Source organism: Grimontia marina, from assembly GCF_900060185.1.
In the GTDB taxonomy this organism is placed as follows: Bacteria; Pseudomonadota; Gammaproteobacteria; order Enterobacterales; family Vibrionaceae; genus Enterovibrio; species Enterovibrio marinus.
This window is the reverse complement of record NZ_FIZY01000040.1, coordinates 25,651-46,463: the sequence shown is the minus strand read 5'-3', so window position 1 is coordinate 46,463 and position 20,813 is coordinate 25,651. Positions and strand designations below refer to the sequence as shown.

17 protein-coding genes and 1 pseudogene are annotated in these 20,813 nt (G+C 48.8%); 5 read left to right on the top strand and 13 right to left on the bottom strand.

Annotated elements, in window-relative coordinates:
- Positions 1–346 precede the first annotated feature (346 nt).
- A pseudogene (locus GMA8713_RS18255) lies at positions 347–760 on the top strand (transposase); the annotation flags it as partial.
- A gap of 308 nt (positions 761–1,068) precedes the next feature.
- Here GMA8713_RS18255 and GMA8713_RS18250 read toward each other — a convergent pair.
- The 7 genes from GMA8713_RS18250 to uspB form a co-directional block, all read right to left on the bottom strand.
- Complete coding sequence (locus GMA8713_RS18250) at positions 1,069–2,475, bottom strand: TnsD family Tn7-like transposition protein (RefSeq protein ID WP_062712934.1); 1,407 nt, start codon at positions 2,473–2,475, stop codon at positions 1,069–1,071.
- Positions 2,476–2,487: 12 nt separating this feature from the next.
- Complete coding sequence (locus GMA8713_RS18245) at positions 2,488–3,948, bottom strand: ATP-binding protein (protein WP_062712932.1); 1,461 nt, start codon at positions 3,946–3,948, stop codon at positions 2,488–2,490.
- Positions 3,945–6,092, bottom strand: coding sequence for a TnsB C-terminal domain-containing protein (locus GMA8713_RS18240; protein WP_062712930.1), 2,148 nt, complete (start codon positions 6,090–6,092; stop codon positions 3,945–3,947). Before GMA8713_RS18240 ends, GMA8713_RS18245 begins: the two co-directional genes overlap by 4 nt.
- On the bottom strand, positions 6,082–6,891 hold the full coding sequence (locus tag GMA8713_RS18235) for a TnsA endonuclease N-terminal domain-containing protein (protein WP_232314483.1): 810 nt from the start codon (positions 6,889–6,891) through the stop codon (positions 6,082–6,084). Before GMA8713_RS18235 ends, GMA8713_RS18240 begins: the two co-directional genes overlap by 11 nt.
- Before the next feature lie 140 nt (positions 6,892–7,031).
- A complete protein-coding gene (locus tag GMA8713_RS18230) occupies positions 7,032–8,216 on the bottom strand; it encodes a BaiN/RdsA family NAD(P)/FAD-dependent oxidoreductase (RefSeq protein WP_062712926.1) in 1,185 nt (394 codons plus the stop codon).
- Between the two features lie 62 nt (positions 8,217–8,278).
- Positions 8,279–9,403, bottom strand: coding sequence for a mechanosensitive ion channel family protein (locus tag GMA8713_RS18225; RefSeq protein WP_062712924.1), 1,125 nt, complete (start codon positions 9,401–9,403; stop codon positions 8,279–8,281).
- A 107-nt stretch (positions 9,404–9,510) separates the two neighbouring features.
- Positions 9,511–9,849, bottom strand: coding sequence for a universal stress protein UspB (gene uspB, locus GMA8713_RS18220; protein ID WP_062712922.1), 339 nt, complete (start codon positions 9,847–9,849; stop codon positions 9,511–9,513).
- Between the two features lie 622 nt (positions 9,850–10,471).
- Here uspB and GMA8713_RS18215 point away from each other — a divergent pair.
- Positions 10,472–10,897 carry a universal stress protein gene (locus GMA8713_RS18215; RefSeq protein ID WP_062712919.1) on the top strand — a complete coding sequence of 142 codons (426 nt, stop codon included), beginning with the start codon at positions 10,472–10,474 and terminating at the stop codon, positions 10,895–10,897.
- A 93-nt stretch (positions 10,898–10,990) separates the two neighbouring features.
- Positions 10,991–11,860 (top strand): carboxylate/amino acid/amine transporter, encoded by an 870-nt coding sequence (locus GMA8713_RS18210; RefSeq protein WP_062712917.1) that lies wholly within the window; start codon positions 10,991–10,993, stop codon positions 11,858–11,860.
- A 75-nt stretch (positions 11,861–11,935) separates the two neighbouring features.
- Here the strand turns inward: GMA8713_RS18210 and fre are convergent, their stop codons facing one another.
- The 6 genes from fre to trxA form a co-directional block, all read right to left on the bottom strand.
- Complete coding sequence (gene fre, locus GMA8713_RS18205) at positions 11,936–12,655, bottom strand: NAD(P)H-flavin reductase (protein ID WP_062712914.1); 720 nt, start codon at positions 12,653–12,655, stop codon at positions 11,936–11,938.
- On the bottom strand, positions 12,645–12,923 hold the full coding sequence (locus tag GMA8713_RS18200) for a 2Fe-2S iron-sulfur cluster-binding protein (protein WP_062712912.1): 279 nt from the start codon (positions 12,921–12,923) through the stop codon (positions 12,645–12,647). The genes fre and GMA8713_RS18200 overlap by 11 nt, the downstream gene beginning before the upstream one ends.
- 3 nt (positions 12,924–12,926) lie before the next feature.
- Positions 12,927–14,807 (bottom strand): 4-hydroxy-3-polyprenylbenzoate decarboxylase, encoded by a 1,881-nt coding sequence (ubiD, locus tag GMA8713_RS18195; protein ID WP_062712911.1) that lies wholly within the window; start codon positions 14,805–14,807, stop codon positions 12,927–12,929.
- A gap of 85 nt (positions 14,808–14,892) precedes the next feature.
- Positions 14,893–15,891, bottom strand: a complete 999-nt coding sequence (locus GMA8713_RS18190) for a hypothetical protein (RefSeq protein ID WP_062712909.1) — start codon at positions 15,889–15,891, stop codon at positions 14,893–14,895.
- Positions 15,892–16,069: 178 nt separating this feature from the next.
- A complete protein-coding gene (rho, locus tag GMA8713_RS18185; RefSeq protein ID WP_002535468.1) occupies positions 16,070–17,335 on the bottom strand; it encodes a transcription termination factor Rho in 1,266 nt (421 codons plus the stop codon).
- Positions 17,336–17,523: 188 nt separating this feature from the next.
- Positions 17,524–17,850, bottom strand: coding sequence for a thioredoxin TrxA (trxA, locus tag GMA8713_RS18180; RefSeq protein ID WP_062712907.1), 327 nt, complete (start codon positions 17,848–17,850; stop codon positions 17,524–17,526).
- A gap of 113 nt (positions 17,851–17,963) precedes the next feature.
- On the opposite strand from trxA, the gene rhlB reads away from it, so the two are divergent.
- Both rhlB and gppA read left to right on the top strand, forming a co-directional pair.
- A complete protein-coding gene (gene rhlB, locus GMA8713_RS18175; protein WP_157515673.1) occupies positions 17,964–19,262 on the top strand; it encodes an ATP-dependent RNA helicase RhlB in 1,299 nt (432 codons plus the stop codon).
- A gap of 24 nt (positions 19,263–19,286) precedes the next feature.
- Positions 19,287–20,768, top strand: coding sequence for a guanosine-5'-triphosphate,3'-diphosphate diphosphatase (gene gppA / locus GMA8713_RS18170; protein ID WP_062712903.1), 1,482 nt, complete (start codon positions 19,287–19,289; stop codon positions 20,766–20,768).
- Positions 20,769–20,813 lie beyond the last annotated feature (45 nt).

Here is a 20,813-nt window from a genome sequence, read left to right as displayed (position 1 = left end):
ACGGTGGCAACACCAAGATTGAGGCAGAGCGCGATGTTGCGATGCGACAGGCCGCAGTCGAATTTGAGGCGTAACACCTCTTTGATTTTGTTCATAGGGGTTCTCTTTTTTGCCATTGCCGCGTCCTTACCATCACTGTGAGAAGGGTAAGGATAGCGAGCGATTGATTTAAAAGAGAAAAATGGAGGATTTCGGGCATTCCGATCGCGGTTTCCGCTATTCCGATCGCCGATTTCGGAGTGAGGCTAAAAGTGATCGGATAATCGCGGAATCAGTGATCGGTTTAAACCGAAATGGGTGATCGGATAATCCCGAAATGACTGATCGGAATGCTCCGAAATATGCAATTGACTGGTATAGCCGCAAAGTACTGGCTTGGCGCTTGTCGAATACGATGGATACAAGCTTTTGCATTGAGGCTCTCGAAGACGCACTGCAACACTACGGGCCGCCCGATATCTTCAATTCAGATCAAGGCAGCCAGTTTACTAGCGCTGAGTTTACTCAGAGATTAATCGACCATGATGTACGGATAAGCATGGATGGGAAAGGACGCTGGGTCGACAACGTGTTCATCGAGCGATTATGGCGTAGCTTGAAATATGAGGAGGTTTACTTAAAAGCCTATACCACCCCCCGAGAAGCTGAACTTGAAATCGGCCACTACATGGTGTTCTATAACGAAGAGCGTAACCATCAGGGACTCAATGACCTTACTCCTGATGAAGCCTACTTCGGCAGGCAAAGATACGCAGCATGAGCGGGATCAAACACTTAAAAAATTAGCTTGTGTGTCCAACCAATGGGGTCCACTTCTCAATGTTGTTACCTTGGCGCACCAAGAGAGACGGCATTGACAATCTGTCACAACCCTTCACGCCAATTGCGTGAAGCCCTCTAAAAATATTGATATCGTAGCTAATGGTCAAGTTTTTTGACATCTCCACAGTTTAACAACGTGTAAATGCTGTTTTCTCGTACATTTCACTCTCATACACCCGTCTATTGCGGGCCTTAATCATCGTTGTTAGCAATTTACATTTAGAAAGTTAAATGGCTGCTGTATGTTCATGAGAGCTCTCTTGGGGTGGGCTTTGTGGCCTCAGGCAACGACCTCTCTAACCAATCTCTATCGTTATGGTAAAGCCAAAAAAATGCTGCGTTGCAATAACGTTTGACGTCTCGACGCAGGGCGTCGCTGTTTCGCCTAAGATAACTTTCAATTGAAGCTCTGCTACGTCGCCGTTTCGACTCCCAATGACAACGCTTGCGCCATTTGACTAAGCCCGACTCACTGGAGATGGCTTGTTCGACTGAGCCCAAACCAATACCACAAATTTCCGAAATTCGACGACGGTGCAAACCAAGAAACGCCAGTCTTATGATTTTTTGCCTAAGGACATCATTTAGCTGCTTTGGCATAAGATTTAATTTGATGTCATTTAGCGCCGCTAAACGCTTGAGGTAGCATCGGCTTTTACCTGTCTTTCTGTAAACCGCAGCAAGAGAGTAACCTTCCCTGAGCAGGCTCAAACAACGCTGCTCAACCTCTTCCTTCGTTGAACCTTTTGGTTGATGTGGGCTAACCTCTCCAATTGGTGCAGTGTGTTGAAACATCTTATTCGCAGAGTTAAACAACCATGCTCCGAGTAAAAGATGCCTAAACGGGTGACAGTTTTTTCCTGCAGCTAGCAATTCCGAAATGTAGTGATAATCAATTTGGTGGCGAGGAAACAGAGACCCCTGCATTGGATACATAGCCAAATCAGATGAAAACGCCTTCATTAGCGCCTTCCTTCGAACGCTCCCATTGGAAGTGATAAACCCAAGTTCATTGAGTCGTGAACGGTATTTAGCTTCTAAATCAAAGTCTGGTTTCGTTCTCTCTAGTTGAGCTAAAAGGCCGAAACCGAACTTCGCAACCTCGATCTCCACGGCGGACGCCGCTTGAGCTTCACAATCAACCACAGTCGGCAACCCTTCATTTAACCGCTGCCTTGCTTTTAACTCGGTAGACATAAGTCGCACTTGGTGCGACCAACATGCTGTTACACCGGGAACTTGATGTGCTCGATGCCAATAAGCGACGCCTCGATCATGGATGTCTTGCTCAACGCAACGTGGACACCATTTTAAGTGTAAAGATCCCCCACAGCCAAAAGAGGGTAACTGACTATGGCGAAGGGCTTTAGCACCATCTCCTCCAAGCAAGTCCTCTTTGAGTGCGTTCGCATATTTAGGTAAGTAAAAGAAGAACAGAGGTGCAAGGGTTTGTCTGACCAACAGGTTATCAGCATTTTCACCGGACATTTCAGCGATTCGCGATATGCCTGCTGTCAGGAAAGGATGCAGAGACAAACGACTGGAGCCAAATACCCGTGAACTAAACGAACACGCCGTCTCGCCTGTCAATATGATGTGGCGCATCAAGCGCCCTAGAAGGAGCTCATCTGGAAAAGCCGGTGGCAGTTCCATATTCCCCACAACTTACTTGAATATCTCCAGAGGGTCATCACATAGAACACCTGCTTTCCTTAACGTTTCAAGCGGGTTGTTCTCTTCTGATGCTCGCTGGAAAAGGTCAAAATCATGGATTTCCGGATGAAGGTTTTCTGTATTCTTCAGCGCAAGAATCCGCGCTGCAAACTCAGGATGGTGGGGTTTCGTTAAATCACCCGGAATAGATATCAGCTTCCCTTTTAATGTTGTCAGCTCTGGCTTGGTTATTTCTTTGGTTTCACTGCTTAGCTCAGAAAGCCTATCGGTTTTTGGTGCATTTTTTTGACGCTTTAGTAACGCGATGTTGCGGCCTCGTCTGATTTCATCGATAGCAGGCCTCGACAAACGAAGGGCAATATTTGCACCAAACTCCAACGCTGCCAACGTCAATTCTTCGTCTTCACTACCAATTAATTCTCTCTGAGTTGCTTGGAAAATCCTTACCGCTAAATCCATGTTGCCCACCGACAAATCAAAGAGTTTATCGCTAAGCTCATCGGTCAGTGGCGTTACAACATTTGTCCATTGTAACTGCCACAGCTCCTCGATAAATAGTTCCCATTCATCATCATTGTGCATCAGTCCAACATCAAAATAGCCGCTACTCTCTGCCCGTCGGGCAGCTTTCAAGCTTTGACTCAGTAGATTATCAAATGGAGGGTTGGCGCAAAATAACAGTGGGATTCCCAAGTTATTCACCAAGTTGTGTAAAAAGCCGAGTAGCCTATCAGCACCGCCAGCCTTTGCTAGATTCAAATTTTGCATTTCATCAATGACTAGAATTCCTAAGAAGCTGGATTTCATCTTCGCCTCAATTTGACTAATCAAGGCAGCAATGGTGCTTGCAGGCTTGGTTACAGGAATTCCCAGCTTCCCATCCAGCTCCTCCAAGATGCGGTGACAGAGTCCCTTAACACTTGAATCATCAGGGCAGTCAACTTTTAACCAAACAACTTGGCGTAAGGGAAGGTGCTCATTTTCGTAGTACGAATGCTCTAAGGTGTCGGGAAAGCAGCCCAGCACTTGTTCCAACATGCATGTTTTTCCTACGCCACTCTCACCAATCACCGTGATTCCACAACCTTTCGGCTTGAAGTACCCCGTGATTGGCTCAATGTCTGGGCGTTCATCCTCCGAGTAATGCAGATAATTCATCGTGGTAGGCGATAAAGGGTTTTTCGCTGAATATCCCTCCTTGATTGCCATTTCTACAGCTCTAAAAACCTCAAGATAAACAGGCAGTGGCTGTCTCAATGCTTTTAAACGCGAGACATACTCAACTCTTTCTAAGGCATCCAGTTGCGTTTCTTCATAGCGACATGATGGATAATGGCTCAATTTATCAACTAGATCACTGTCACTTAGCTTTGGAGGCAAGGACTCTATCAAGGGATTTCCGCAATGCTCGGGCAGAATTGCTTGTCGGTAAACAGCCAAAGTTCGCTTCATTTTTTGTTGCCCCTCTTACGCTTTAACAAAGAAACAACTTCCTTTCTCCGTTCTTCATTTCGCTCATCCAATACTGACATCTGAGGAGAGGTATGTTGTTCTTCAGGCTTCTCTCCAGATACCCGAGCGTCCAGAATGGCCTGCTTGCGACGCTCTTTCATGCCTTTGGTTTTTTCTGATTTTGACTTTAATGGCGTTGCTTTTGCTGCTTCTTTTTGGGCGTTTTGTGTGATTTCTTTGCGGCGTTGATGACGTTCAACAGATTTGGCTGTCGGCATGGCGCCGTGTTTTTCTAGTTTTTTCCAGTCTTCGAAGAAAAGAATATCTGCTTGGTGACGCTCATCAAACGTTCTCGACGCTTTTCGTAGCCAACAACGTGAAAATCCCTCATCTGGCTTCAATCGAACATAAATAGAAGAGGAGTTGTCCTGATCCAATCTAGCCTCTAAACGCCAACTACTTCCCGAGCGGGCTATCACTTTCCAATCTTCAAAGTCAGGGTGGTCAGATTCGTAATACATATCATCGTTAAGCCTGATTCCCTTGCTTGTCATCGATACCCAATCAACAGGTAAGAGACGTGCGCGTATAGTTGCCTCATCAGCTCTACTCAAGGCATGTCGAAGTTTTTGAAGGTGGATGTCCCAATAGTTAATAGGTGTTGGCGATAATCCTGCTTCAATAAGTAAACCCGATTGGCCCGCCAAGCTGTCAAACACTTTACTGTTATGTTCAAGAACCGCATCAATCAACATGGTATTCACTTCATCAAGTGTTAATACCGCTTCCATTCTTGGGTCTTTATCACCGCGAATGTAGTGACGCCCCCTCGTCGTACCCATCAAATCATGGATAAGGTCTTCATTTAATATATTAAAACGATGCTCAACTATTCCTTTCAGCTCTGCTCGATAAGGGGGTGCAATACTCAAATGCCCAATCAGCGGAACTGCAAGGTCTTCCGCATCCTTACAAATAAACTCGCCACGATCACACAAGAGTCTCTGCGGTATATGACGACATGGCCATTCACTGTCCTCAATATGAATACCATATCGTGCGCAGTATTCTTTTTTAGAGGTAAATGCATTAACCAACGTCTGACGCCCAGCTCGCCAAGACGCATACTCCATAGACACGTGAATACCTACAATCATTCGGCTTTCTTTATCAACTACACAATAAACCGTCGGCCGTCCTAATACATGATTGCGACGAAACTCTGAAACCACATGTACATCTAAAACGGTTGCATCAAGTTCAAAACAACTGCCAGGAAGGGCAGTATGATCTGTCACAGCCCCACGAAGCCCACGATGATTGCGCTCAAAGTCACCTAGCGAAGTCTGTTTTCGAATCAACTCCTGACGAGGAACAAGTCTCTTGACCCAATACAAGAAAGCTCTGTATTGAGGGACCATTGTTGTTCCATCTTCTACATCGGCTTCAATAAGTTCTTTCGAATAGAATTCCTTAAGCATCTGATCGTAGACTTTACGAAAGGTAACTTTCTTGCCCTTCATTCCAAAGCGCGTCATAGCCTTTAGAAAGATGGCTTTGTCCCTTTCGCTAGTATTGACGCTGGGAGGAGCTGCAATACTTGGGGTGGAGAGCTTTATTGGGGCACCTCGTTTCACTTGACCAGCAACTCTAGCTTTCCCTGCTCCTCCAGAGTTTTTATATGCAGGCAACAGCGCATTATATTCCTGACCATATTTCCAGTAGAGGTTAAGAGAGCGATAGAGCGCCTGAACGTATACACCTTGTTTTTTAGCATGCTCGGCAAGTACTTTTGAGCGCGAATCCGTGACCAACGTAAAAAGGAATCTTGGATCTGCAATCAAGTCCTTGATTTGTCGGACACGCTCATCACGTTTTTGGCGGTGGCTTTCAGAGATGCTTTCATCGTCCACCAGTTGGAAATGCGGCTTCGGGTATTTTTCGGGGCTGATTGCCCCCTTTTCAGTTTGTCGGAGAAAAAATGGTAAATCGATAGCAACCGGTCTTAGTAGTTTTGAACCTTCCACAAGTTGAAAGAGAACAACCGTTGTGTAATCAGGGTAGCAAGCCAATAACCGATAAAGCCCGTCCTCATACCCATCGACATCTGTTAACTTCCAAATGCTGTTAATCTCAACCTGCATAGTGCTTGTCCGCAGACTCCGTTTCCACGTGAGTGACGTCCATAACGCCAGTTTCTTCGATCGGCGTGTTGAGGTTAACACTGACTTGCTTGGTCGCTAAAAGGCACTTTAAAAGCATCAAAGCTTCGTCAGGCTCAATACCTAGCTCTCGAACAAATCCATAGCAAACATCCTCGACCAAGCATGTTCCAGTTCTGACTAGAGATTTGGCACTATTCATCAGCGAACTTGGATACTGATAGCCCTGACGATGGGGTGCCGTAAACCATTGGATATTTTTAGACTGGATTTGATTGTTTTCGGTCATCACGTAAATGTGAAATGGAACCCCTGACAGTTGCCACCAAACTCTCTCTATATCAAGTTTTTCGGCGACTCTTAGATCAGTTAATTCACTTTTGGGTTTAACGCTGACCGCCTCAAACCATTGCTTAAATCCATCGGTTCGGGTCAACAAGAAGTCCGTTGTGATGATATTAGGTGTTTTGTCTTTTGATTTAGGGACGATGGGGTGTTGAACGCCCAGTGATTGAGCAATCTTAATAGATAGATCCAGTGGTAAGAGAGGGAACTGTTCTCGGATATCTATTATTGAGTCACTAAACTCTGCCAAATAAAAAAATGACGTCTCATGCTCTGAAAGTGTGTGGTGGGCACGTGAAATCTTGATTCCGTTGATCTTTGCGCTATTGCCGTGAGACTTCACATCTTGAACTCTTAACCATGGCTTATAGTTCTCGCGCTCACCAAGTCCATACTTATTTTTTAGTTGCCGCTGAAAATCTGGCAGAGATTCCAACTTTCTCCTACTGGCCAACTTGCTAACTCCGTCAATCACCCCTCAATTAAGATTAGTGTACAAACTTTATTATTCCAAATTCGTGTTTATGTACAAACTTTAGCGCTTATGTACAAACTTTATTGTGCCTAAACAACACATCAAACGTGCTGTCCAGCTACCCAGCCTGAGCTCCAGGCCCATTGGAAGTTGTATCCACCGAGCCAACCGGAAACGTCCATCACTTCACCAACAAAATACAGGCCAGGCACCTTCTTGGTTTCCATGGTTTTCGATGAAAGCTCGTCCGTATCCACGCCGCCCAGCGTCACTTCTGCTGTGCGGTAGCCTTCGGTACCATTTGGTGCGATGTGCCACTGATGCAGATAATCGCCAAGTGCAGTAATGTCTCTCGGATTTAGCTGTTTAAGTGGCTTATCATGAATGTCGCCACGCTCAATCATGGCTTCCACCAGACGCTTTGGCAGTAATCGCGCCAAGCTGTTTTTCAGACTCTGTGCTGGATGCTTGTCGCGCATGGCTTTGATGGTTTCCACCACGTCTAAATCTGGCAGCAGGTTGACATTGACCTTCTCCCCCGGCGTCCAATAAGAACTGACCTGAAGGACCACAGGGCCAGACAAACCGCGGTGGGTAAACAGAAGGTTTTCTTTAAACAGCACGCCGCTTTCGGTGGTAATGGTCACCGGAATCGCGATACCGGACAAATCAGCAAACGCCGTTTTGTCTTTATCATGCAGGGTAAACGGCACCAGACCGGCAGTGGTCGGTATGCGTGCCAGCCCAAACTGCTCAGCAATTTGGTAGCCAAGTGGCGTTGCACCGAGCTTCGGCATGGAAAGACCACCGGTTGCCACCACTAGTGACTGACAGCTTACGGTATCCGTATCCAGCTTCAGGATGAAGCTGTCTTCGGTCTTTTCGATATCATGCACATCGCAGCAGTAACGATGTTCAACGGTCGGTAGGTCGCACTCTTTCAGCAGCATTTCAACGATGTCTTTGGCAGAGTCGATACAGAACAGCTGGCCGTGCTCGCGCTCTTCCCACGCAATTCCGTATTCGTTAACCATGGAGAAAAAGTCCCACTGGCTGTATTGTGCCAGTGCAGATTTCGGAAAGTGCTTGTTGCGACAGACGAAGTTAGCAGCTGAGACATCATAGTTGGTGAAGTTGCAACGGCCACCGCCGGAGATCAGGATTTTACGACCCGGTTTTTTGCCGTTATCGACCACCAGCACGTTGCGACCACGCTTACCTGCCTGCGCGGCACACATCAGGCCCGCTGCGCCTGCGCCAATGATCACTACATCATACTGCTTCATCTTTATTGCCCATTACACGAAATCGGGCGGCATTGTAGCCGCCCGAGCACCTTGGAGCCAGTCTAGTTTTTGTCCGGTGCTGGCGCCAATTCAGGATCAAGCGGGATCTGCGCTTCCATACCATCATCACGGTCAAACGCGATAGTACGGGTAGGGAAGGCAAAGTCAGCCCCATGTGCATGAACAATCTCGACAATTTTCAGCATTACGTCCTGTTTCACTTCGTGGTAGCGCGCCCAGTTGATGGTTTTGGTGAAGGTGTAGATGAAAAACTCCAGCGAAGAACCCGCAAAGGCATTGAAATTCACCATCAGTGTCGCGTTCTGTTCGATGTCCGGATGGGTCTCCAGCATCTTTTTCACATCAGCGACGATTGCCCCCATCTTGTCGGCATCTTTGTAACGGATGCCGATGGTTTCGTTGATGCGGCGGTTACGCATTCTTGATGGGTTTTGTACGACGATGCTACTGAACACCGAATTCGGCACGTATATAGGGCGGCTTTCAAAAGTACGGATCATGGTCATGCGCATACCAATACGCTCAACCGTGCCTTCGATGTTTCTGTCCGGAGAGTTAATCCAGTCGCCGACATTAAAAGGACGGTCAAAGTAAATCATCAGGCCACCGAAGAAGTTTGACAGCAAATCTTTCGCTGCCAGACCAACAATCAGACCACCGACACCACCAAAGGTGAGAAGACCAGTCAGGCTGATGCCAAACTCCTGCAGCAGCGTCAGTACACCAATAAAGGCGAGCAACAGGCGCATTACATGGCCGATTGCGGATACTGTGGTCTGGTCGCGTCTATCCGACTGGGATAAATAGGCTTCAATGGCATTCACCAAACGCAGCATCACCCAGAGCATCAACACGATCACCAGCACCCGTCGAGATATAGTCAGCCAATCTGTACCGACATTGGTACTGGCATCCATCAAGCTGCCAACCGCAAAGGTTGTTGGCCATAACCAGATAAATACGCTCACTGGCGTACTAATGACCTTCAGGACAATTTCGTCCAACTGGGTGCGGGTTTTCTTTGAGACTTCCATCAGCTTGCTGAGCACCAGTCGCCAAACCAACCAGGCGATTGCTGCTGCGCCCAACATCAAGCCGATATGCTCCAGCCAGTTAAAATCCAATCCTTTGGCACTTTGCTGCCACCACGCAAGAAATCTGTCCAAACCCTGCTCCGACGTTTTTTGTATCTACTAAGTCAGAAGGTTAACAAAAAAAACGCCGACATCTGCCAACGTTTTATAAGAATTGAGTTTGTGATGGTTTTCGCGATTCAAAGTCCTGCAAATGCCACAAAAAAGAGGGACATAACCAGTGAGAGCACCAGCGCCGTAGAAAGAATGAATAGGTGACGGACTTTATTACATTTGGCAATAAACGCATCATCATGGTGATGCATGTATTCCTGACTGCGAATGTAGTGGTACAGGCGTTTTTGGCGGCTGATATCGCCTTGTGGCGAAAAGAAGTTATTTCCCCGCGCTACCTGTTGATACAACAACGGATTGGCGTCTCGCATCATCACCAGCAGCGTTCGCAGCGAGCTTAGATAGCGCAGGATGTTAACCAGTGTGACGAAAAAAATCGCAATAATTAAGGCGTCTCCGCTCATGGTTCATCTCCCAGTGTTTCTGATGGCTAGAACCCGTTTCGGGGTTATCCATCACAGAGGCAGTTTATTAAGCACCGCGTCTGTCGGTAAAACTCAATGAAGAACAGGGTCTTTCCGTCTTCCCCTAATACAATTTTCGTTTAATCACTCACTATGCATTGTTGATATTAATTTAATTGCACAATGACATCGCAAAACGTTAGATCAGACTAGAATTGTTTGATACGTATGCTTGACACCAGATGGCTTAAAATCTCAGTAATGAGTTGTTGCCTGCGCATCATTCATCAAGGTTCATGGCTTACGCTTTGCTATCACGCGTCACCCTGACGCTTTTTTTTTCGGACCCGCGTTTACTTTAAGTATAGATTTGATGCCGAAAACGCCAACCCAAACTGCATATTCTTTGCGCTGGGGCAGCACTCCCCAAACAGCGATTGTTTTCTTTTTTATCAGTCTGATAGCTATTCTGTCTTTTAGGCGAGTGTTTTTAGTCGTGGAAAAAACCGTATTGGTAGCAGCCTCTTAAAAAGCACATCGGCAGTGAGATCCAGGCAACAGTCTTCGCACAGAGACAGTGGTAGTTTTCATCTGTAATCATTGACTTAATGGGAGTCAGGCTATGGGCTATAAACACATTTTGGTGGCGGTGGATCTGTCCTCTGACAGTGAGGTGTTAGTGCAAAAAGGGGCGGCATTGGCAGCACCTTTGGGGGCAAAACTCTCACTCATTCATATTGATGTGAACTATGCGCAGCTCTATACCGGCCTTATTGATGTGAATCTGGTGGAGACCCGCAACCGTATTATCGATGAAGCACAATCTCAACTGAATGCGCTCGCGCGGTATGCAGAGTATCCTGTGGCGCATACGCTGGTTGCTAGTGGTGATCTTGCGGAAGAGATCACTGAATCCATCAGCCACTATGAAATTGATTTGGTGCTGTGTGGCCACCATCAGGATTTCTGGAGCACACTCATCTCATCAGCCAAACAGCTTATTAACAAAACACCGGTAGACATGTTGATGGTGCCGCTGCCAAGTTGATCACAGCGCTCATCCGTCCAGCTTAAGATCGCTACACATTGCCGCCAAGTTCATTAGAATTGGCGGCAATTTTAATGATTTTAAGGAAAGGAAATGGGGTATCTATCGTTTGTCACCCTACTGTGGGCATTTTCATTCAGTTTGATTGGCGTGTATCTCGCCGGGCAGGTCGACGCCTGGTTCTCGGTTGTCACCCGTGTGGCTCTGGCTGCATTGGTTTTCCTACCGTTCCTCCGCCTGAAAGGCATACCTAAACCACTGATGTTAAAACTGATGGCTATCGGCGGCATTCAACTTGGCTTGATGTACTGCTTCTACTACCAATCTTTCCTCTTCCTTTCTGTACCTGAAGTCTTGCTGTTCACGGTTTTCACACCTGTTTATGTCACTCTCACCTACGATTTGCTGAATCGTCGTTTTTCGCCTTGGTATTTGATTACAGCGGCATTGGCGGTATTAGGTGCGGTGGTGATCAAGTTTTCCTCGGTGAACCCGAACTTTATGCTGGGTTTCCTAATTGTTCAGGGTGCAAATCTCTGTTTTGCAATTGGTCAGGTCGGCTACAAGGTGGTAATGGAGCGTGCCGAGATTGAAGTGCCTCAGCGTACCGTGTTTGGTCTTTTCTACCTTGGCGCCCTGTGTGTTGCCCTGCCTGCGTTCCTGCTGCTTGGCAGTACCGACAAATTGCCCACCACCAACCTACAATGGGGCATTCTGATTTACCTTGGCACTATCGCTTCCGGTCTGGGCTATTTCCTGTGGAACAAGGGCGCGACCCTTGTGAATGCAGGCGCGCTGGCCGTGATGAACAATGTGTTGGTGCCGGCAGGTATCATAGTTAATGTGCTGATTTGGAACCGCGATGCTGACCTGATGACATTGGTGTTTGGCGGCGTGGTGATTCTGGCGTCGCTCTGGCTCAATGAAACCTGGGTCAAAAAGAAAATCGAAGCGGCCGCCTAATTCCTCCAAGTCACTAAACAAAAAACACCGCCATCTGGCGGTGTTTTGCTATTTGGTTATCTTCTGTCTCAACGCTTACAGGAAGGCGTAAGCATCTGCGAACAAGTGGTCTCGCTCTGCACCGCGCTCGTTACAGAACATCTCGCGGGCAGCGCCTGCCATTTCAAATCGGCCAGCAATGTAAACATCGTACGCTGACAGTGATACGAAATCTTCCATCACGGCTTCAAGCACGTTGCCCACTTTGCCATTCCAGGCTTCCGGCGCCTTTTCAACCACCGGGATGTAGTTCAGGAGGCCGTTCTTCAGTGCCAGTGCTTCCATTTCGTCATTGGCGTACAGCTGGCTCGCGTCGCGGCCACCCCAGTACAGGAAGATTGGCTGCGCAAAGTTCTGACTTAAACAATGGTCAACCATACTGCGTACGTAAGAAAAGCCCGTACCGCCCGCAATCAAGACCAACGGGCGCTGGCGTTCTTCTCGCAGCCAGGCATCACCATGCGGCGCTTCAATCACAAAAGAGTTGTCGCCTTTTTCCAATGTCGCCTTAGCCGCTTTCACCACATCCATCGCGTAGGCATTTTCTTCTGCCGCACCGATGTGCAGTTCCAGTTCATGGCCGTTCTGGCGACATGGGCTGCTTGCAATCGAGAACGGACGCTTGTCTTTCTCGCCCATCACCGCCAACAGGTATTGACCTGCTTTGTAGCTCACTGGCTGTTCAGGCTTCAATAAAATTCGATAAGTGTTATTGGTCAGTGACGACACTGACGTAACTTCACATTTAATAGTCATCGCTTTCCTCAAAACTAACCACCAGATCACTGCATGGAATGGCCTGACAGGCAAAGATCCAGCCTTGTTGTTTTTCCTGTTCAGTCAGCATGGGTTCGAGATGATATCTCACCTCGCCTTCAACCAGCAGACACAGGCAGCTTGCACAAGCCCCAATCTGGCAACGGTTAGGAAAAGGTACCCCTGCGTCGAGCGCGCCTTGTAATAATGTCTGGTGTCCGGATACGGAAAATTGCGTTCCGGCAGGCATCAGGTGTACCGCATACATGTTCTAGAGACCCAGTTTATCCCACATTTCATCAACATTCGAGACAGTTAGCGGGTCTTTGCTGATGGGTGTTCCCCACTCACGAACCGACTCACCCGGCCATTTGTTGGTCGCATCTAATCCCATTTTAGACCCCGGACGCAGAGCCTGAGACTCATCATCCTGCGCGTTTGCGCGCAACAGGGTATCACGAGCCGGATCCATTCGGGTGGTTATTGCCCAAATTACATCGTTCCAGTCGCGGATGTTGACGTCTTCCTCATCAAACACCATCACGAACTTCACGTCCGCCACTTCCCCAAGCGAATTCCAAATCGCCTCGATGATTCGCGGACCGTCGCCGAGTGCCTGTTTCTTGATAGTGGCCATCACCATACCGTTAGCATGGGCTTCCGGTGGGAGATAGATATCTGTCAGTTCACTGTGTGCTGCTTTAAGAGCGGCAAGGCAGGATTCAATCTCTTCGCTGTCCGCAACACGTGCGTCGTCATTGGCGTAACCTGAAAGCTCAGCTTCCCACTTTTTGGTGACATCCAAACCCATTTTTGAGCCCAAGCCGACAACAGGGGACGCAAAGTCCAAGGAATCAATCGGCGTGTGCTCAATCATAAGGGTATCGCGCACCGGATCCATGCGGGTCGTCATCGCATGAGCCACACTGTGCCAGTCGCGCGCGTCCACGTCTTCATCACAAACAATTACGTACTTGGTGTACATAAACTGGCGAAGGAAGGACCATACACCCATCATCACGCGCTTGGCATGGCCAGGGTACTGCTTCTTCATTGTCACTACTGCAGCGCGGTAGGAGCAGCCTTCTGGTGGCAGGTAGAAATCAACAATCTCTGGGAACTGTTTTTGCAGGATAGGCACAAACACTTCGTTCAGCGCCACACCCAGCACCGCAGGTTCATCCGGCGGACGGCCAGTGTATGTGCTGTGGTAAATCGGCTTCTGACGCATGGTTACGTGGGTGACGGTAAACACATGGTGGCGCTCTACCTCGTTATAGTAGCCAGTGTGATCGCCATAGGGGCCTTCATCGGCAAACTCGTTCGGATCGATGTAGCCTTCCATGACGATTTCCGCGCTTGCTGGCACATCCAAATCATTGCTAAGACTTTTCACCACCTCGGTTTTGCTACCACGTAAAAGACCAGCAAACGCGTATTCAGACAGAGTGTCCGGCACTGGCGTGACCGCACCAAGAATAGTTGCAGGGTCGGCACCATAAGCGACCGAAACCGGGAAAGGTTTACCCGGGTAGGTTTCCATCCACTCTCGCAAGTCCAACGCACCACCACGGTGAGCCAGCCAGCGCATGATGACTTTGTTTTTGCCAATTTTCTGCTGGCGATAAATCCCGAGGTTCTGGCGCTTCTTGTTGGGTCCGCGAGTAATGGTGAGACCCCAGGTCAGCAATGGTGCCACATCGCCCGGCCAGCAACTCATTACCGGAATTTTATCCAGATTAACATCGTCACCCTGCCAGACAGTTTCCTGACACGGTGCTTTGCGAAGACGTTTCACAGGCATGTTCAGCACCTGACGAAATACAGGCAGCTTTTCAATCGCGTCTTTGAAGCCCTTTGGCGGCTCGGGTTCTTTCAAGTAGGCCAGCAATTTGCCGACTTCACGAAGCTCTCTGACCTCACTGCGTCCCATACCCATCGCCACGCGCTTCGGCGTGCCGAACAGGTTGGCCAGTACGGGCATGTCATATCCGATGGGGTTTTCAAACAAGAGCGCAGGGCCACCATCGCGCAAAACGCGGTCAGCAATCTCTGTCATCTCCTGATCCGGACTGACAGGGTGAGAGATACGTTTAAGCTCGCCCACTGATTCTAGATGGTCGATAAAAACGCGTAAGTCATTATATTTCATAACCTTTCCGGCTGAGGTGTATTGGTTCGATTATAACGAGCCGATGAAACCTGAACAGGCGGATATATAAGAATCCTTAAGGTAATTAGCCTTCTACCTGTTCGAGTCCATTGCGGATATTTCTGCGGATCACTCCCGAAGACTGAGCTTCCAACTCACGCAGCCACTCTTTGTGACCTTTCTGCGCAATGATTGCTGCAATATCTTTTCCACGTTGGCGATCAGCAATCTGTTTTTGCAGGAAGTCTTTGACGTTTTGAGGCAAAGGATTCAATCCAGCCAACTGACGTATGGCAGTTTCCGCCAATACGGGATTAGCAGTGGCGGCGATCATCAGTTGGATATGTTTAGCAGTGATAGGGGGTATTTCCAGCTTTTGTAGCGCCGCTAAGCTATAGCTATCAGTGCGGCGTAGCCAGAGTAGATCGTACAGTTTGACATCATCCGTATTCTCAGCGAGCGCTGCCAAAAGCCCGTTATCAGGGCTCCATACCATGTTTTTATCATCAAGATACAAAGCCACCAGCTTATCTAGCATGGTTTTGTTTAGCATTGGCACAAGGGTCACTATCGCTTCACGGCGCAGTGCATAATCGTTGGAAGAGAAAGAGAGCCACTTGGAAAGGTTCAGCTGATTGTAGTTCAGCAGGCGCATCGCTTCATCCTGCATCAGCTTGATTTGCCAGCGGTTGAGCACCCACTTGGCTTCCCCAGCGTAGTTGAACGCTGGCATGGTGACCCAAAAGCCATCACCTTGACTTTTTACTAGGTATTTAGGTTGCTGCCTGCTGATGGTTACTAGGAACTTTTCACGCTCTGGCGTCATGTGCTTGAAATCCAGCGCACTGCGCGCCAAAACGGTCAGCGCTTCTTCTTTCAATAATTCGGGTAGGGAGTCGAGATACGTATTGAGCATATCCATGTCGTTATCGTCAAACAATTTTGTGGCTTGCAGAATTTTGGAAACTGAAGAGGGATCTGCCATATGCGTGGCCACGTCGTTTGGGCTAAGCGTCACGGCACGTGACACCCCAAGCAATAGGGTTGGCAGCAAAACAGCGAGTAGAATCAGTGATCGTTTCATCCCGGAAATCCTGCGTCAGCTGATCCATTTTCGCTGACTGGTTGGCGATTTTGCCTCAATTCTGATGATCTGTTTCAGTTTTAGCAACCAATAAGATTATAAATAGAGCAAAGAGTCTTCGTGAGCAGAATAAAAAAGCACCGCATTGGCGGTGCTTTTTTGGAAAGCCTGGCGCGTCTTATGATTTTTGACGACGCATCGCTTCAAAGAACTCGTCGTTGGTTTTGGTCATCGCCAACTTATCGATCAGGAACTCCATTCCTTCGATTTCGCCCATTGGGTGAACAATCTTACGCAGGATCCACATCTTCTGAAGCTCATCAGGCTTGGTCAGCAACTCTTCACGACGGGTACCTGAACGAGTGAAGTCAATCGCTGGGAAGACACGCTTTTCAGCAATCTTACGGGACAGGTGCAATTCCATGTTACCTGTACCTTTAAATTCTTCGTAGATGACTTCATCCATCTTCGAACCAGTATCAACCAGTGCGGTGGCAATGATAGTTAGGCTGCCGCCCTCTTCTACATTACGTGCCGCACCGAAGAAGCGCTTCGGACGGTGCAATGCGTTGGCATCCACACCACCAGTCAGTACTTTGCCTGAGCTTGGTACTACGGTGTTGTATGCACGCGCCAGACGAGTGATGGAGTCGAGCAGGATAACCACGTCTTTCTTGTGTTCAACCAGACGCTTCGCCTTCTCGATCACCATTTCAGCAACCTGAACGTGACGGCTTGCTGGCTCGTCGAAGGTTGAGGCAACCACTTCACCTTTAACCAAACGCTGCATCTCGGTCACTTCTTCCGGACGTTCATCGATCAGAAGTACCATCAGCTCACATTCTGGGTGATTGTAAGCAATACTCTGCGCAATGTTTTGCAGCAGCATGGTTTTACCCGCTTTTGGCGGCGCCACAATCAGACCACGCTGACCTTTACCGATTGGCGATGCCAAATCCAGCACACGCGCTGTAATGTCTTCGGTAGAACCGTTACCACGCTCCATCACCATACGCTCGTTGGCATGCAGTGGAGTCAGGTTTTCAAACAGGATCTTGTTACGGGCATTGTCAGGCTTGTCGTGGTTAACTTCGTTCACTTTCAACAGGGCGAAGTAACGCTCACCGTCTTTCGGTGGGCGGATTTTGCCTGAAATGGTGTCACCGGTACGCAGATTGAAACGGCGAATCTGGCTTGGAGACACATAAATGTCATCCGGACCGGCCAGATAAGAACTATCTGCACTGCGCAGGAAGCCGAAACCGTCCTGAAGAATTTCCAGCACACCGTTACCAAAAATATCTTCGCCGCTTTTCGCGTGCTGCTTAAGGATGGCAAAGATGATGTCTTGTTTACGGAGGCGGGCGAGGTTCTCAAGGCCCATGCTTTCGCCTAAGGCTACAAGCTCGGAAACGGCCTGATTCTTCAGTTCGGTAAGATTCATAGTGGTAGGTGTCTTGTCAGTCAAATTTGAAGTCTGAGTTAGTTAGGGTTTAGCGATCAAGGGTGTGATCGAGGAATGAACAGAAATGTACGATTTACGTGCAATAAGTTAGCACCAGATTGGAAAGCTGTCTAGGTGACGGAAAGAATTAAGCCGTGTCCGGGGATGGTCACGGCTTCTGTGTCACATTACAGGTTTGCGTCCAAGAACTCTTTCAGCTGAGTTTTAGACAGAGCGCCAACCTTGGTTGCTGCTACGCCACCGTCTTTGAACAGCAGCAAAGTAGGAATACCACGGATACCGAACTTAGGTGGTGTACCTGAGTTCTGGTCGATATTCAGTTTACCAATAGTGACCTTCCCTTCGTATTCGTCAGCGATCTCGTCAAGAATCGGGGCGATCATCTTACAAGGACCACACCACTCTGCCCAGAAATCAACCAGTACAGGGCCTGCAGCATTGATAACATCTGCGTCGAAGCTGTCGTCGGTCAGCTGCAAAATCTTGTCGCTCATCTTTCACTCCAATGATTATTTTTTGTCACTGGTGATATACCAACCAGTAAATCATCGCACTATTTGAATGTATTCACTATCGTATTGCAAGCCTAAGCTGATATTCTATGCGGATGAAAATGACGCATCTCACAGAGCAGAAATTTGCCGACTTCGGTCTTCACGCCGATGTTATCAAGGGTTTGGAAGAAAAAGGGTTTCATAATTGCACCCCTATCCAGGCTCTGGCATTGCCGGTCCTGCTCACCGGCCAAGACATTGCAGGACAGGCCCAGACGGGCACAGGTAAGACGATGGCATTCCTGACTGCGACTTTCCACCATTTGCTGACAACGGAGGCACCTGCCGACCGCAAGAAAAACTGTCCGCGCGCTATCATCATGGCACCAACGCGCGAACTTGCGATCCAGATCTATAACGATGCTGCTCCGCTGCTGGCTTCAACCTCTCTGACTGCGGGTCTTGCCTACGGTGGCGAAGCTTATGAGAAGCAGAAAGAAGTACTGGAAGGCGGCGTTGATATCCTGATCGGTACCTGTGGCCGTATTATCGATTTCTACAAACAGAGTGTTATTGACCTGCGCGGCATCCAAGCTGTCGTGCTTGATGAAGCCGACCGTATGTTCGATCTGGGCTTCATCAAAGATATCCGCTTCCTGTTCCGCCGTATGCCGGCACCGGCAGACCGTCTGAACATGCTGTTCTCAGCGACTCTTTCCTACCGCGTGCAGGAACTGGCGTTTGAACACATGACCAACCCTGAGCACGTGGTCGTTGAACCTGAGCAAAAGACTGGTCACCGCATTAAGGAAGAGCTGTTCTACCCGTCGAATTCAGACAAGATGCGCCTGCTACAAACTCTGATTGAGGAAGAGTGGCCAGAGCGTGCAATCGTGTTTGCAAACACTAAGCATCGCTGTGAAGACATCTGGGGTCACCTGGCAGCTGACGACCTGCGTGCAGGCCTGCTGACTGGCGATGTTCCTCAGAAGAAACGCGTTAAGATTCTGGAAGAGTTCACCAAAGGCAATGTAGACATTCTGGTTGCAACCGATGTTGCTGCCCGTGGCCTGCACATTCCTCAGGTGACCCACGTATTCAACTACGACCTGCCAGATGACTGTGAAGATTACGTTCACCGTATCGGCCGTACCGGTCGTGCTGGTGCAAGTGGTGCGTCTATCAGCTTCGCGTGTGAAGAATATGCCGTGAACCTGCCAGCGATCGAAGAATACATCGATCATGCCATTCCGGTATCTGAATACAATGAAGAAGCCCTGCTGACTGATCTGCCTGCACCTATCAAGGTACATCGCCCACGTCAGGTAAACAGCCGCCGTAACGCCTCCGGCAAATCCGGCTCACAATCACGTGGCCGCGGCCGTCGTCGCCCGTCGACTAACAAAGCGTAAATCTATCAGGGGTAACCACAGAGCATGGAAAACGCGCGTTCGCCCCTGTACGCTGCCATTGACCTCGGTTCAAACAGCTTCCACATGCTGGTTGTGCGTGAAGTTCAAGGCAGCGTACAAACGTTGGCAAAAATCAAACGTAAAGTACGCCTGGCCTCCGGCCTCGACAGCAATTTGAATCTCAGTGACGAAGCCATGCAGCGCGGCTGGGATTGCCTTTCATTGTTCGCTGAGCGCCTTCAGGACATTCCTTCAGACAATATCCGCATCGTCGCTACCGCCGCCCTTCGCAGTGCCAAAAACGCCGATGTGTTTATCAAGCATGCTAACCAAATTCTTGGCCATTCCATCAATGTGATCACCGGTGAAGAAGAAGCCTGTACCATCTATCAGGGCGTGGCACACACCTCAGGTGGTAAAGGCAAACGTCTGGTGGTCGATATCGGTGGCGCCAGTACCGAAGTGATTATTGGCGAAGGCTTTGATGCTGCGGCATTGACCAGCCTGGATATGGGTTGCGTGACATGGCTGGAAAAGCACTTTAAAGATCGCTCACTCACCGAAAAGAGTTTTCACTCTGCCATTGATGGCGCTAAAGCGGTGCTTTCCCCTATCGTCAAACGCTATCGCGAACTCGGTTGGGATGTCGGTGTCGGTGCCAGCGGCACTGTGCAGGCCTTGCAGGAGATCATGGTGGCGCAAGGTATGGACGAAACCATCACTCTGGCGAAACTCCACCGTCTTCGCAAACAGGCGATCGGCTTTGGACAGGTAGAAGAGCTCGATATCGACGGCCTGACGTTAGAACGTGCTTTAGTGTTCCCAAGCGGCCTATCTATCCTGATTGCGATATTTGAAGATTTAGGTATCGAGTCAATGACGCTGGCCGGCGGCGCACTGCGTGAAGGCTTGGTGTATGGAATGATGGATACAATGTCCGAACAGGACATCCGAAAGCGTACCATTCAGAGCATACAGTCTCGCTATCAGCTGGACGACATCCATGCAGACAATGTCGCGAAGACAGCGCAAAGCCTGCTGCAACAATGTGGTGATGACTGGATTGCAGAACCTGTCGCGCCTGTGATGCTTGATGCTGCTGCGCAGCTACATGAAATCGGCATGAGCATAGGCTTTAAAAAGGACGGTGAGCATGCTGCTTATCTGCTCGATAGCCTCGATCTACCCGGTTTTACCCGCGCACAGAAAAAACTGCTGGCTGAAATGCTTCGCCACTACCGCGAGCAGCTAGTTCCGATTGCGCCGCAAAGTGCGATTTCACCCAACAGCGCTAACCGCCTGCTGCGTCTTCTACGCATAGCGGTTCTGCTCTGCCACCGCCGAGACAGTAAAGCGATTCCCGTTTTTACGCTGAAAGCAAACGGCGACTCACTCGAACTGACGATGCCTGATAACTGGCTAAACGCAAATGTGCTGATGGCGACTGAGTTGACGTTTGAAGCAGAGCGCCAGAGCGATAACCACTGGCCGCTGACCATCGCGTAAGTCAATCGAAGACACAAAAAAGCACGGTCGAAACCGTGCTTTTTC